Raw genomic sequence first — 14,779 nt, 5'->3', positions numbered from 1 at the left:
GTTTAAAATCAAATTTATGAAGAAGGACGCTTACATTATTTTATTATTGGCTCTAATTTCTTTCACTATTTCAAATGCGCAAAATACGATAATTCCCGATTCGAATTTTGAACAGGCATTGATCGATTTGGGTATAGATACGGAATCAGAGATCAACGGCGTGGTTTTAACTGAAAATATCGAATCTGTCGATAGTCTTAATATTTTTAATAAAGGTATATCCGATCTAACGGGGATCCAAGATTTTAGTAATCTTGAGGTCCTAAATTGTGCAAATAATGTACTAACCACGATTGATATCAGTTCGAATTTGCTTTTACGAAAACTCAATTGTTCGTCCAACGCTCTATCGATTTTAAATGTTTCTATAAATAGCAGTTTGGAAGTCCTAAATTGTGCTAACAATTTAATAACTGATGAATTAGTAGTGTCAAGTAATACAATCTTAGAAGAATTAGATTGTAGCACGAACCAAATTGAAATTATCAATGTATCAGCCAATTCAGAGCTTCAAATTCTTAATGTTTCCGATAATCGATTGACTTCCATAATACTGAACAGTAACTCATTATTAGTTGAATTAAATTGTTCCTTCAATCAATTGGACGCTTTAGAAATATTTGACAATCAAGATTTAAAAAATTTATTGTGTGGGAATAATCAAATTGAAGTACTTGATGTATCGAATAACATGGACTTAGAGATTTTAGATTGTTCTAGCAATCAATTATTCTCCATTGATGTGAGTTCTAATAGTGCTTTAGAACAGTTAATTTGTACAAACAATCAAATTGAAAATTTAATAATAAATAACGCAAATAATCCTGAATTAACTTTATTAGGAGTGTCAAATAATCAATTGACAACCTTGGATATTTCAACCAATGCAAATTTGGAAAATCTTACAGCCGCTTCCAATCAACTATTAACAGTGTTACTTTCGCCCTCAAATACGCTTATCAATTCATTTGATGTTTCTGATAATTTAATTACTGAATTGGATTTGAGTATGATCAATACCGTTGAATGTCCTGTTCAATTAGACGATCCTATTAATATTGAAGCAATTAAGACGGCAGGTGTAACTGACAATGCCCCAGAAGGAATAGGAGTCGGTGATGTGATCTCTTATACCATAACAGTATCGAATATTGGAAATGACGTTTTAAGTAATGTCGGACTGGTTGACTCTTTGACCGATTTTCTAGGGAATGCTCTGTCGTTGGATGAAGGGCCAATTTTTGAGGATGCCGATTTAGATTCAGATGAGGGTACCTTACAATTGGGTGAAACAGCCACATATACGGCATCTTATACGTTGACTCAGAATGATGTTGATGCCGGAGGTGTAAGTAATTCTGTGACTGTCAATGCGGAAATGCCAGACTCATCAATTGTTTCAGATGTGAGTGATGATGATAATGACTTTGATGGGAATACTTCAGATGACCCAACTGAAACGATTATAACCGAAGCACCTTCACCCGATCCTTGCCAAAGCGAAAATGCGAGTATTAATGTATCAGGAAATCAACTCTCCTCATTAACTATAAAAAATGGCTTTAATAACAAATACTCCAGTTTTAATGCCGAGGACAATCCCGACTTGTTTTGTATCACAGTAGATGACCTCTCCGTTGCTTTAGATGCTGTAAATTGGATTAAGGACGATTGGGCCTATTATTCCGACACACATCCCTGTAATGCCTCTTTAAACACTTATGTGCCTGACGATAATTTTGAAGGCTATTTAGAAGCCAACGGTATGGGTGATGGGATACTCGACAATAACTTCGTTTTGTTTGCCAATATAAATTTAGTTACAGATCTGGATTTAAATGGACAAGGTATTTGCGATTTGACTGGAATTGAGGATTTTACCGATTTAGTAACCTTGGATATTTCCAATAATGATATTTCAAACTGCCCGGATGATGAAAACGGCGATCCCCATACATATGTTTTAGATCTTAGTGCTAACATCTATTTAACTTCTCTAATTTGCTCGGGGAATGAAATCAGTGTCCTAGATCTTAGCAGTAATATCAATCTGACAGAACTTTATGCGAATAATAATGTATTGACCCATCTGGATTTGAGTCAAAACAACCTATTAACCGTACTGGATATCTCCTTCAATCAGATAACCGAACTCGATCTCAGTAATCTTACAGTATTGACCAATCTTAATTGCGCATCAAACGATCTGGATTTTCTGAATATCGATTCGAATCCCGGTTTGACAGATTTGGATTGTTCTGCTAATGATCTGAGCATTTTAAGTATTAAGAATGTGAACAATGCTATCACACTTGATACATCGGGTAATACAAACTTGTTTTGTATTGAAGTGGATGATGCTGCAGATGCAATGACCAATTGGACCAATCTTGATCTGCAACCTGACTATAGTGAAGATTGCAACTCCAGCTACATTCCAGACCTTAATTTTGAAAATTATCTGGAAACTCATAATGCAAACGGGGATGAAGTTGTTGATCCTGCAGATGGATTGGGTGATGGTATTGAAGGCAACCATATTGTAGATAAAGCAAAGATTGAGATGCTCATCGATTTAGATATATCTGGTCTAAATATTGAAAGCCTAATCGGAATATCATCCTTCATCGCGTTGCAAAACTTGAATTGCAGTACCAATCAGATTAGTAAATTAGATTTGACCAATAATGCTGCATTGATAACAATTGATTGTTCGAATAATGCGATCGCGAATCTGGACCTAAGTATGAATTCTAACTTAACCGAGTTGTATTGTAATGACAATAATTTGGAGGTATTAAATATTGCTAATGGTCAAAATGGGACACTATTGAATATGGTAACAACATCAAACCCCAACTTATATTGTATTACTGTTGATAATCCTATCCCTGATCCAGCTCCGGATGACTGGTATAAGGATCCACAAACTATATATGATTTGAATTGTGAAGGACGATTAACAGATATTCCCGACAGTAGATTTGAAGTTTTTTTAGAACTTAATGGTTTTGGCGATGATGTGGCAAATAATGGGAAAGTATTTACATCAAGAATTGAAGTGATTCAAACCCTCGACATCAATGGCTTGAATATTTCAGGAATTACTGGAATTCTCGATTTTAAAGCCTTAATCTCCTTAAACTGCTCCGGTAATAATTTGGCAGATCTTGATGTTTTGACCTTAGCTAATCTTAAAATTTTAGATTGCAATTCCAACAATTTAACTAGTGGAAATCTACTTTTACAAAATGGATTAGAACAATTGTTCTGCGCGAAAAACAATCTAACGAGTTTGGATGTTGGTCCATTCAACGATTTGAAGAAATTAGATTGCTCTGATAATTTTATTGGAGTTTTGGACCTAAGTATGAATCCCAATTTGTCCAATTTGTACTGTTCGAATAACTATTTGGATGCACTAAATATTGCAGCGAATTCTGATTTGGTCGAATTGCGCTGTGATGCCAATGAAATAGACAGCATAGATTTTGGGGCAAACGGCCTACTGGAGAAAATTAATTGTGATGCAAATGGCATAAATGAACTCCTTAATTTGGATGCTTGCTTGAGTTTAACAACGCTTAGCGCTGTTTCTAACGATATAGAGATAATAAATCTTACATCAAATACGCTTTTAGATACTCTAAATGTCTCTTCTAATCGATTTGGTGTGAATGGATTAAACGTTGATGCTAATACCACATTAAAATTTCTAGCTGTTTCAGACAACGGATTAAGTGATTTTTATGTAGACCAAAATATTGCCTTAACTAATTTGAATGTATCGAATAATGAACTAGAAGCACTAGATCTCATGGCTAATTCAGAGATTACTCATTTGAATATCGCATCGAACTCTTTTGCTGCAATTGATCTGGCTTCTATCGAGTCCTTAGAGGTTTTCAATGGAAGCGACAATCAATTTACAGACCTTAATTTCAATGACCATCCTTATTTGACCGATATAGAATCTTCATCCAACCAATTGATAACATTAAAAATTAGAAATGGGAATAATACAGAATTAGAACGATTGAATACCGTCGGAAATCCAGATTTAGAATGTATTGAGATCGATGTGGAAGACGAAATCGGTGATTCGTGGGCGACGGACGCTGAAACTCCTGAAGAGGAGGAAGAATTATTCAAAGAGGACTGCCGTTATACAGATACCTATGTGCCGGATGATGCGTTCGAATTGGCACTCGCAGCCTTTGACGATATTGCAGATGACAATTACGTCCCAACAGCAAATATTGAAGGACTGACCGATCTTAATTTATTCGGACTTGGAATCAATGACCTAACTGGAATCGAAGATTTAGAAGATTTACAGACATTGGATATTTCTGGAAACAATTTTCCGTACCATCCTGATGATCTTGATGATGATCCTGATCTTTATATTTTAGATCTGAGTTTTAATACAGTTCTTTCCGAACTTCAAGTTAATAGTTCCAATTTAACACACCTCGATCTTAGTCAAAATGATGATCTTATCACCTTAGGTGCACATTCAAACAATTTGGAATCTATAAATTTAAGTGAGAACTTACAATTAGAATCTGTTGATCTTAGCTTGAATCAAATCATGACTGTTGATTTCAGTTATCTGTCAAGCTTGTCAAATTTTGACATTAGTTCTAATCAAATCACTGATTTGGACTTAAGTTCGAATGCAGGGCTTACCGATTTAAATTGTGCGTCTAATGGATTAATCACACTAAATATTCAGAATGGAAACAACGCTGAGCTTTTAAATATCGATGCCACCAATAATCCAGAGTTGATTTGTGTAGAAGCCGATTCCGACTCCGAACCATCTGGTGTCAACTGGCAACTTGGAGGCGCATCTTTGAGTATGGATTGTCATTATTATCAAACCTATGTACCGGATGATGCTTTTGAGCAAATTCTGATAACCTTTGGTTATGATAGCGGGGAATTGGATGACTATGTCCCTACAGTAGGAATTAGTGGCGCAACCAATTTAAATATCATCAGCCAGAATATTATGGATCTAACTGGAATTGAAGCCTTTGAAAATTTGATCAGTTTGAATTGTAGTTCGAATGAATTGGCAACTCTTGATTTAAGTGCAAATCTTATGTTGGAGAACTTAGATTGTTCCGGGAATCAATTATCAACATTAGAGATCACATCATTAACAAATTTGATAAATCTAAACGCATCAAACAATGTTTTAACCAATATCGATTTATCATCCAATTCTAGTATAACAAATTTAGATCTTGCTACAAATGATTTGACAGATTTAGATTTGAGTTCTAACGGGAATCTTGAAAATTTAAACTGTTCATACAACCAACTCACTTTTGAGTTAAATGTGAGTCAGAATAGCAATCTTGAAGTATTGGATGCACGTTCAAATCAATTGCAAAGTATCGATATTCAAAATGGGAATAATGGCAATATCTCCTTTTTTAATTCAACCGATAATCCCAGTTTGACCTGTATTTTAGTCGATAACCTAAGTGAGGATTTTAGTTCTTGGCAAGTTGATCCTTGGTCCAGTTTTGAATTGGAATGTGATGACCTTGACAATGATGGTGTTACAAATGATGAAGACCTGTGTCCGAATACGCCCTTCGGTGATCCGGTAGACCTATTTGGATGTAGCTATTTTATCCTCCCTGCCGATAACTTTAATGTATTAATAACCGACGAAAATTGCATAAGTAGTAATAATGGAAGCATTAGTATTTCGGCAACTGAATTGCATAACTATATAGCCACCGTATCTGGCGAAAACTACTTTCACACCTTTAATTTCACTAACAATGGATTAAATATTCTGAATCTGCATGCTGGTAACTATGAAGTTTGTATTACTGTTGATGGGGCGCCTGATTTTATTATTTGTTATAATGTTATAATTACAGAACCCGAAGCATTGGAAGTTTCTCGATCAATCGATTATGTTAATGAAACCGTGTCATTCGAATTATCTGGTGGACTAAACTATATAATTAATTTTAATGGTTTAGAATTTAATACTTCTGAGCATGAAATCACCTTTGGTTTAATGAGTGGGATAAACACAATCACCATTCGAACAGATCTAGAATGTCAAGGTGTATATACCAAAAGAATCTACAATTCCAATGAATTATATGTTTATCCAAATCCATTTGAAGATCAAATAAATGTATTAAACGGATTTCCTGAATTGGCAAAAATTGATATAAGCATATATTCGGCGTCAGGTCAATTAGTATTTGAAAAAACTATTATTAATGAAGATGGGTTTTTATCATTTAACACTAGTAGCTTATCCTCGGGATTTTACTTGGTTACTCTAAAATCTGATACAGAATTAACGACATTTAAAATTGTAAAAAAATGAAAAAGGCATTAATAGTTTGTTTGTTGTTCTGGCTATACGGTTGCGGCACTGATAGCCCCGGAAGTGACGACCCTATTGCATCCAATGATCCAACAAGAGCTAATTTAGTATTTCCGTATCAAGGGTCATTATGCAATGAAGGAACGAACGTAACACCAACTGAAAGCACTGTCCTTTTTGAGTGGAGTCCTAGTGGTAATACCGACAATTACGTCCTGAACCTAAAAAATCTAACCACAGGAAACCAAAGCACATACCAAACTGCAGCAAGCGAAATGTCTGTAGTTCTAAATAGAGCTACGCCATATGAATGGTATATTGTTTCTGAATCAAATCAAGTATCGGCAACAGCCCAAAGTGACGTATGGCAATTTTATAATGCTGGTGAAGCAACTCAAAATTATGCGCCATTTCCAGCTGAAATAATCAGCCCTTTAATGGCAGAAACTATTAACACGACTTCAAACGAAATTACATTAGATTGGAATGGAAATGATGTTGATGATGATATTGTAGGGTACGATGTATATTTTGGAACTGATAACCCTCCAGCGATGTTCACTAGTGATTTAGTGCAAACCACTTTGGTTGTACCAATTTCACCTGCTGCAATTTACTATTGGTATATTATAACAAAAGATGCTGAAGGGAACAATTCGAATTCAGGGATATATCAATTTAGAATCCAATAAACGTTATAATTGCCTAATTAGGTTTCCTAAAGTGAAATGAACATAATGTTTAGAATTTTGTAGCCTTTATTCAGGACGGGTCATAATGTTTGCCAACGTGTTCGTGTATGGTTAGTTGCGTTGGCTAGGACTAAGTTAGTAAACAAAAACGAACCAGAGGAAATTCCGAAGGAATTTCCAAGTAGGCAATAATCAAGCAATTGATTATACACGTTGTTGTAAGTAGTTTTTCATTAATCTTTTAAAGTATATAGCGCTCCTGTATTGAAAAAGCTCCAAATATTTTCAGGTATATCAAATCCACTATTTGTTATTTGTGCCCAATCATGGCCTTGATTTTTTATGAAGCTTCCTATAACGTTATTCTTATTATTCTTATCACTCCATTTCAAATGCAAATAAGATTTTGAGTTAACTAACGTATCTGCAACTTTACTACACTTATTCCATTCTACCCATTGATTTAATACATCATCTATGGCAAGATATGGCCAACTTGGATGTTTGGAACCAGAAAGAGGTACAGCTGTATCTGCAGTGCCATGAATATGTAGAATTGGCACAGGAGATTTTGGAGTGATGTTATTAAACATAATGGAACCTGCTACATTAGCCATGGCAGTTATTTTATGACTCAATTCCATTGCTAATCGATAAGACATCATCCCACCATTTGAATGGCCAACAACAAAAACACGATCTTTATTAATTGCGTATTTATTTGGTAATTTATCAATTAAATCTTCTATAAACTTAACATCGTCTACACCTCCATAATTTTGCGATAATGCGCCACCAGAATTCCAAAAATAGTTAATACCATTTTCCTCTTTTAATCCATGAGGATAGATAATGATACAATCTCTATCAACAAATTTATCGAAACCAGAATATTCGGGCATTCCAAGAATTTCATGATGATAACCATGTAATACAAATATTATTGGATAATCCTTTTGTTTATTATAATCATTAGGGAGTTGCACTTTATAAGTACGCTGAATATTTGAACTTACAATGGTGTCGATTTGAGAAAAGCCAAGAAAAGGAAAAAGCAGAAATAATATTAGAGTAAACTTCATTTTCTTATATATTTTAAGGTTTCTTACAATTACTTACAACGGTCTTGTGTATGGTTAGTTGCGTGTTTAAGCAACTAATTTAGCAAACAAAAACATGCCAGAGAAAATTCCGAAGGAATTTTCCAAATAAGCAATGACCAAAGCAATTAATTATACACGTTGTTGTACTTAGTTATTTTTTTATTCCGTTTATTCCAATCTCGTCAAATATCATTGAGTAGATAATTAAACTTTTTTTGAAATTCTTCTAGGGGTATCATTATCATTTGTAAACGGGGTAAGATTTAACGGGTATTTCAAATTTAATTAAAAATAAATTAATACCTTTAGTAAGTTGTTCGACTTTCTTCACTTCTTATTGTTTGGATATTCACAGCCCTATTGACTCATAAGAGATTGTTTTTACTTTGAATTTAAATCATGATATTATGAAAACTACAATGATGCATTGCTTTTTATTCTTATTTAGTCTATTGTTTTTATTAGGCTGTAGTAAAGACGATGATAATGTGAGGGAATTTGGAACTATGGAAGCCCGAATTAATGGAGAGTTGGTAATCTTTGCAAATGCTAGTGGATATGGTTTTTTTGACCTTGAGAATAGTTGTTCTAAAAACTTTCATCAAGTTATCGGAGGTATGGAATTTAGAGCTTCCGACGGCCATACGATTTATTTAAATTTCAGACCTTCTCAAGGCATTGGAACTTACAAATCAAATGGACAATATCATACATGGGTCGGAGAGTATAGTGATTTTGGGACTAACGGAATTTTTTATAGTCAGAACTATTTTGTAGGTGAAACTCAAACCCATCATGAAGAAATAGGTTTTGTAACAGTCACCTCAGTAGAGAATAATAGATATAAAGGAACATTTTACTTTACTGCTGTTTATAATGGTGAAGATTATTATGACCTTCCTGAAGTTGTAAATATTACTGAAGGAAAATTTGACATTCTTGCAGAATTTCATGTTGATTATGGTGCGACTCCATGCGGATATGACTAAGTTTTTTAATTAAGTACAACGTGTTCGTGTATGGTTAGTTGCGTTGGCTAGGACTAAGTTAGTAAACAAAAACGAACCAGAGGAAAATCCGCAGGATTTTCCGAGTACACAGAGAACAAGCGATTAATTATACACGTTGTTGGCTAACGTTTTATATTACTTTGTTTATGTCTTTATCTTTTATCACACTGAATAAATCTCTTTTGAATGTGTAAGCGCCTTGAACTAAATGTAGGATTCTGGTTGACTCTTTAATTTTTGAGATCAAAGTTGTGTAATCATCCTCTCCATATAATTCAGCTACTAAGTGAAGACCATCTTTTTTTACAATTTCTTTATGAGCTAATACTTTATCTAATTCAGGATCTTTGTTCATATTATGCTCATTAACTTCTGGTATAGACCAATTTCCATGAATAATAAAATTCCTTTTTTCATTAATTTTTAACATTGCTTTAAAAAAAGGGTCAAGATGTTTTATATACTCTGGTTTATCCTTGTAAGTAAATGCATAAATTGCTCTAAATTTTGTTATCAATTGATAAGCCGATAAATCGGCTAACATTATTCTTGATAAATCTTGCTCTTTTAATCCGTGTCCTTGAAGAAAAAACAAAATATCCATTCTTAAAAAACTGCACATTCTTTCAAATTCTACAGCAATTTTTCCAAAATAACTATAATGAGTGTCTATTTTTTTTTCAAATTCTATTTTATCGTTATTTTCCATTTCAATGTTTGCCAACGTCTTCGTGTATGGTTAGTTGCGTTGGTTAGGACTAAATTAGTAAAAGAAAACGAACCAGAGGGAAATCCGTAGGATTTTCCGAGTACACACAGAACGAGCAATGAATTATACACGTTGTTGGCAAATCGTTATTATTTCACGTACAGTATGTTTTTCCGATGTAATTACTTTCTATATCAACAATTTGCTCTAATTATTAACAGTTAAATTGTTGAATACATGTTAATAATGCAAATCTATTATTAGCTTTTTTTACATAAGTAAACTTTATCTTTGAATCGATAAAAAGTACATAAGTAACACATAAATTACTTTTTAACACAACTTTAACATTTTATTAACACTTAAAATAATTTTAAATTTGTATACAATTTACTTGTAATTATTTTCATTATTAAGTATTTTTGTAAAAGGTTGAAATCACACTATAGATAAAATTCATTTCTACACTAAAAACAGAGTGATGAAATTTTATGAAGCGTGAAAACCGCAAGCCTGTGTCCTTTAGAAGGAAGTGGCTTAAGTATGGATGGATTGCAAGTGCTCTTAGATGGACGTATCTTGCAGTTAAGTATGGCATTGAAAAGTGGCCATTCTAATTTTAAAGAGGTTTGTTGTTGACGCAACAGACCTTTTTTCGTTATACAAAAGTAATCTATATGTTACTTATTAGCAAATTTTAACCTCTGTTTAACATTTATAGCGGAATTTCAAAGAACTTTATTTACCGTACTGTTAATCAATCCGACATTGTATTTTTATATTAAATAGTATTTATTTGGCAGACAAGTAACAAGCTCCATGCAATTTATTTTTTTAGTTTAAAATTAAATAATCATGAAAATAATAACTGTTAGCGGATTAGCTATAGCAATAAACAAAGAGAACATTACTAATATAAGACCAAATGGTAATAAAGGTACTGTGATATACTTTACAGATGGAACAACTTTAAATACAGGTTATGTTGTTGAAACACTAGTTGATATACTTAATAAATGATTCATTAGTTAGTGACCTTAAAATATATTCTAATGTATGTGTTGCTTCGTGATGAGATTTTCCATCAAGCGCTTTTAAAATAGTATTTACTTCGTTATCAATTTTCTCTTTAGATTTTTGTTGTTCAGCGTCTGTGATTTCCGCAGTTTGATACTCGTTTCTTGTTTTATACAACTCTTTATATATAGGTTGGTGTTAATGTTTGCCAACGTCTTATATACTAACTAAAGATACTGTTATCCAGTTCTAATAGTTGGATAAGACGACGTGTTGTATTTGTTTATCAATTTGAAAAATACGCATATCTACACACTTATATATACGTAGAACTACGTATTTTTTTATAAAAATAGGCGGTTGTGATCTAGTTTGGTTATGGTTTCCCGTAGTGCTCTTATAAAACCTGTATTGCGATTGCTTTTGGAGCTGTATTGTGGTGTTTTAAGCTATGGTTTGAGATGCTTGGTTTGTGATAGCTGTCTTTGCATAGATGATGAGCAGGAGAGGGTTTTATCGTGTTTAAGCAACTCATTTAGCAAATACAGACCAGATAGAAAGTTTGCGAGGATTTTCGTAAGTAATCTAAAACCAAGCAATTAATTATACACGGTGTTGCCAACAGTACTTATTTTCAGTTTCTCATTTCCAGTATCAGTTGTCTAGTTGCGTTTTTTGCAAATTCAATTAACTTATCCTCTTCAACAGCTTCGTATGATACTTTTTTAACTTCATCAAGTTCACGTTTCGTAAGTCGCTTTGCAGGTCTAATTTCACAACCGTCAACACAAGGCACGTAGTTAAATTTATAAATTCCAGCAAATTCATTAGTATTAATCATAACTACTTTAAATTCGATAGTTGCTCCATAAAAAATTCTTTCAGCCAACATTGAGGAAGTTTTTTCTTGCCCTTTTTCGTCAGAATAAGTATTGGTTTGATATATAATACTTCTGTCCAAATTTGTCAACTCAATGATTAAATCGGTATCGGATTTTTGTTTTAAGTTTTCGTAATTAGTATTGTTGTCAGAATTCGTTACAATTTTTTCAAATAGTTGTCTATCTCGAACTATAAATCCACTTTTTAATAGTTCACTTTCTATTGTATTATATAAGTAATTGTTTTGTTCTTTTTCAGTTACGTTGTCACTAATTAATCTTGCGCTTGTTCGCAAAACGATTTTAGGATTTTGGTTAGTTGATAGATATTCTGACAAAGATGGCGTTGTAGTAATTTCGTCTTTTTTGTCACTGAACTTTACCGTTCTCAAACTAGAAAGTGGTGTTCCGCAAGCAACTGTTAAAATTGCAATTCCAATTCCGATAAGTAATGTTTTTTTCATTGTTTGTTTTTATGGTTGATGTTTTTCTCGTATTGTTGGCAACGTGTTCGTGTATGATTAGTTACGAGAAAATCATAACTGATTTTCCGATTAATGACTAAGATAATTAATTTCGAGGAATTTCCATTTAGGAAATTCAGAAGTAATTAATTATACACGTTATTGGCAACAGTATTTATATTAATTCTATATACCTATTTCCACTGCAATGAAAACAAATTCCATTTAAATGATAATGATATTCTGGTCGATAACCACTACCACTACAAGTTGTACATTTATTATAATTAAGTCGTATATTTTTTTTATCGTCAGAATATATTTGGATGTCAGTATTATCGTGTAGTTTTTGGTGGCATAAATTGCACAAAGTGATTAAAGAATCATTTGGATAATCCCATGGTAAATTATCAACGATATAATATTTGTGGTGAACTTGTAAAACTATTTGTTCAGGCTTTATCATCAAATTTTTTAAAAATTCAGGTAAAATATCTCGGTCATATTGATCTTTGAATTCAGGTAATACAGAGTCATACCAAGAATTTGCTATTTTACGTTTATATTCCTCAAGTTCTTTTTTGGTTTTATCTCTAAACATTAGACCATTTTCAAAACTAGTAGCTTTAAAATTACAAATATCACAAGTATGTTTATCTCTTTCAATAATTACGTTTCTCTTTAAACTCCATTCTTTAGTACTTAACTTTTCTAAATAAGAAATATACTGTTCGGGTTTTCTTTTTATTAAAGAAGAATAACTAATGTTGTTCATGAAATTTGTTATTAATGAGTATTCCTTTTTCTATTGATAATGTTTATTTCATATTGTTGCCAACGTGTTCGTGTATGGTTTCGTTGCGTTAGCACGAAGATAGAGAAAAGGAGCAAACCATTGTTCAGCCGCAAGGATTTTCCGAAAGGAAAATCAGACGCAATGATCTATACACGTTGTTAGCATTAGTTTTAACCAATTCGTCCGGATGGTATTAAGGGCTTAAGTTCTTTCTCTAAATATGCTTCAATCGCCAATAGCCAATGATTATTCTTTTTCTCTTTGACATTTAACAAGAGTATTGATTTGTCGTCATATTTGTCTATATCCCAAATCGAATAACCATTTTTCGAAGTTTCTGCTTTAAGATGTTGCATCACTCTTCCTCTACTATTGTGCATACTCACACCTACACGGTATATATTTGCATTGCCAAAAAATATATAGACACCTGGATGCCACACTATGTTATTTTCATCAGATGGAAGCTTGAGATATTGTATAATATCATAATCCATCTTTGATCCGTTTTCTAACAAATCTATTAGTTCGAATTTATCTGATATAAAATCAAATTCATCATGGAAAACTCCTAATATTTCGTCTTTGGTCATAATTGCAATTAACAGGTCGATGTTGTCTTTAAATTAATGCTAAAAATTGGATATAGTTAATAACTATACCGATGCTATATCACTTGGATGATAATAATTTTAATTAAAAGGTAAATATAGGCTTATAGTTGTGAGTCTTTTATGACAAACATCATTCAATATGCAATATTATAAATTATTTTAAGATAGGTTTTACGGGATTCCGTATCTTGGTATATAACAGATACTATTACAAAAAGCTTTGTGTTGCTTATTTCTAAACCATGACCAAACCATTGCTAAACTATAAATTATACACGTTGTTAGCTATTGCCTAAATCAATTTTATTAAATTAATTATATAGTTTTTTTTTTGATTATTAACTTCTGTTTTAAAATAATCTTGGGCGATAACTTCTAAATGATATTTTTTGAATTTCCTATTATCAATTTCAGATTTCAAAAAGCTATTAAGAAAATCTATGTTTATGTGCTTCTGATCGTGAACCCCAAAAAGTAATATATACTTATTTTTATTCCCTGCTCTTTTAATTTTGTCAAAGTCATTTTCTATACCTTTCACGCTTCTTTTATGAAGTCCTCCATTACGGTTATATCTCACTTGTTTTATTTCAATACCGATTTCAGCAAATTTATCTGGGTCTTTTATATTTTTATATATTGATAAATCCAATCTTTCCTTCGTATTAAAGTATGCTGAGTCTTCAGGAAGGACCTTAAAATTTAAACATAATTCTTTGAAAATAATATATTGGAGAGTTCTCTCTGTTAATATGTAAGAAGATATGCCCTTAGTGTCATCTTCATAAAACTTTGAATGAATAGAGCGATTGAATTGTTTTTTTATAAGTTTATCCTCTCTGAATAGAGCTTTTCTAATTGAAGGTAAAATTTCTTCTATAAGAAATATATCAAAAGCATTTCGCATTTTTTTTCCTAGGTTTTAGCTAACGTGTTCGTGTATGATTTAGTTGCGTTTAAGGAACTAAGTTAGCAAAAAGAGACGAGCGCATTGGAAATTCGACAGAATTTCCAAAATAGCCTTTAAACAGCTTAGCAATTAATTATACACGTTGTTGGCAGTAGGATTTTGTTCAGGTTTAATCAACATTTCATTCAGAAAGTCTTTTTCAAGTTCCAATAT

General features: G+C 32.5%; 12 protein-coding genes. 5 read left to right on the top strand and 7 right to left on the bottom strand.

Features of this window, described 5'->3' with window-relative positions:
- Positions 1–16 precede the first annotated feature (16 nt).
- The gene (locus tag V7719_RS16960; RefSeq protein WP_335731140.1) at positions 17–6,370 is read left to right on the top strand and encodes a DUF7507 domain-containing protein; all 6,354 of its coding nucleotides are present in this window, start codon (positions 17–19) and stop codon (positions 6,368–6,370) included.
- Positions 6,367–7,062: a hypothetical protein gene (locus V7719_RS16955; protein WP_335731139.1), complete on the top strand. Its 696-nt coding sequence runs from the start codon at positions 6,367–6,369 to the stop codon at positions 7,060–7,062. Before V7719_RS16960 ends, V7719_RS16955 begins: the two co-directional genes overlap by 4 nt.
- Positions 7,063–7,295: 233 nt before the next feature.
- Here V7719_RS16955 and V7719_RS16950 read toward each other — a convergent pair whose 3' ends face one another.
- Positions 7,296–8,144, bottom strand: coding sequence for an alpha/beta hydrolase family esterase (locus V7719_RS16950; protein ID WP_335731138.1), 849 nt, complete (start codon positions 8,142–8,144; stop codon positions 7,296–7,298).
- A gap of 428 nt (positions 8,145–8,572) precedes the next feature.
- On the opposite strand from V7719_RS16950, the gene V7719_RS16945 reads away from it, so the two are divergent.
- Positions 8,573–9,154 (top strand): hypothetical protein, encoded by a 582-nt coding sequence (locus tag V7719_RS16945; protein WP_335731137.1) that lies wholly within the window; start codon positions 8,573–8,575, stop codon positions 9,152–9,154.
- A 151-nt stretch (positions 9,155–9,305) separates the two neighbouring features.
- Here V7719_RS16945 and V7719_RS16940 read toward each other — a convergent pair whose 3' ends face one another.
- A complete protein-coding gene (locus V7719_RS16940) occupies positions 9,306–9,899 on the bottom strand; it encodes a hypothetical protein (protein ID WP_335731136.1) in 594 nt (197 codons plus the stop codon).
- 483 nt (positions 9,900–10,382) lie between these two features.
- Here V7719_RS16940 and V7719_RS16935 point away from each other — a divergent pair, with 483 nt between their 5' ends.
- Positions 10,383–10,523 carry a hypothetical protein gene (locus tag V7719_RS16935; protein ID WP_335731135.1) on the top strand — a complete coding sequence of 47 codons (141 nt, stop codon included), beginning with the start codon at positions 10,383–10,385 and terminating at the stop codon, positions 10,521–10,523.
- A gap of 216 nt (positions 10,524–10,739) precedes the next feature.
- Positions 10,740–10,904, top strand: a complete 165-nt coding sequence (locus V7719_RS16930) for a hypothetical protein (RefSeq protein ID WP_335731134.1) — start codon at positions 10,740–10,742, stop codon at positions 10,902–10,904.
- Here the strand turns inward: V7719_RS16930 and V7719_RS16925 are convergent.
- The 5 genes from V7719_RS16925 to V7719_RS16905 all read right to left on the bottom strand — a co-directional run bounded on the left by V7719_RS16925 (position 10,881) and on the right by V7719_RS16905 (position 14,563).
- Positions 10,881–11,078: a hypothetical protein gene (locus tag V7719_RS16925; protein WP_335731133.1), complete on the bottom strand. Its 198-nt coding sequence runs from the start codon at positions 11,076–11,078 to the stop codon at positions 10,881–10,883. The two genes, V7719_RS16930 and V7719_RS16925, sit on opposite strands and share 24 nt — an antisense overlap.
- A 457-nt stretch (positions 11,079–11,535) precedes the next feature.
- Positions 11,536–12,246, bottom strand: coding sequence for a hypothetical protein (locus V7719_RS16920; RefSeq protein WP_335731132.1), 711 nt, complete (start codon positions 12,244–12,246; stop codon positions 11,536–11,538).
- 175 nt (positions 12,247–12,421) lie between these two features.
- Entirely contained in the window at positions 12,422–13,021 is a 600-nt protein-coding gene (locus V7719_RS16915) for a hypothetical protein (protein WP_335731131.1), read from the bottom strand.
- Between the two features lie 191 nt (positions 13,022–13,212).
- Positions 13,213–13,635: a hypothetical protein gene (locus V7719_RS16910; RefSeq protein ID WP_335731130.1), complete on the bottom strand. Its 423-nt coding sequence runs from the start codon at positions 13,633–13,635 to the stop codon at positions 13,213–13,215.
- Positions 13,636–13,948: 313 nt separating this feature from the next.
- Positions 13,949–14,563 (bottom strand): hypothetical protein, encoded by a 615-nt coding sequence (locus tag V7719_RS16905; RefSeq protein ID WP_335731129.1) that lies wholly within the window; start codon positions 14,561–14,563, stop codon positions 13,949–13,951.
- Positions 14,564–14,779: the final 216 nt, after the last annotated feature.

This window comes from Psychroserpens sp. (assembly GCF_036960315.1).
GTDB lineage: Bacteria > Bacteroidota > Bacteroidia > Flavobacteriales > Flavobacteriaceae > Psychroserpens.
Note: the sequence above shows the minus strand (reverse complement) of the source record. Positions and strands in the feature narration are given on the sequence as shown.